The sequence below is a fragment of the Pantoea stewartii subsp. stewartii genome, assembly GCF_008801695.1.
Classification (GTDB): domain Bacteria; phylum Pseudomonadota; class Gammaproteobacteria; order Enterobacterales; family Enterobacteriaceae; genus Pantoea; species Pantoea stewartii.
The window spans coordinates 1-601 of the sequence record NZ_VZPF01000219.1; the positions used below are offsets into that span (position 1 = coordinate 1).

Annotated in this window: 1 rRNA gene; it reads right to left on the reverse strand. The window is 54.4% G+C overall.

The features are described from left to right. Window positions 1-476: 476 nt before the first annotated feature. Window positions 477-592: ribosomal RNA gene (rrf, locus tag F7Q90_RS25835) — 5S ribosomal RNA — on the reverse strand. Window positions 593-601 lie beyond the last annotated feature (9 nt).

The window sequence follows — 601 nt, forward strand, 5'->3', positions numbered from 1 at the left end:
AAGTGCAGATGCAGGGCTTCAAGTAGCCAGGTCCGGTGTTTCATACGCTAATGTCCATTATAAATGATGGACATTATTGTCAAGGAGCCGGAGGGAAACGGACAGACGGTCTAAATGCGACGCTTACACAATTGTGAAGTATCAGCAGAACTTTGTAGAGGTGGGCATCCATTTCATCCGGCCGTTTTGCCAACCGCACGTTTAAACAGCGCGGTTTGATCACAGCCTGTTTAGCTATTTACAGGAGAGATTGATGCAAAGCATGGGCTAAAAGGCATAGACAGGAAAGGGCCGCTGACGACATATTCTTTCCTTTTACATGCAGAGGCAAGGTAAACGGACCAGGGAGGATGACCGGCAGGCGACGGCAGAGATCTGACCTGAAGCCCGCAGAGGCCCGGCAGCCCCCGCCCTCCCCGGACGACGGACGTAAAAAAGCCCCGTACTTCCGTACGGGGCTTCTTCACCTGATTGATGCCTGGCAGTTCCCTACTCTCGCATGGGGAGACCCCACACTACCATCGGCGCTACGGCGTTTCACTTCTGAGTTCGGCATGGGGTCAGGTGGGACCACCGCGCTACAGCCGCCAGGCAGATTCTG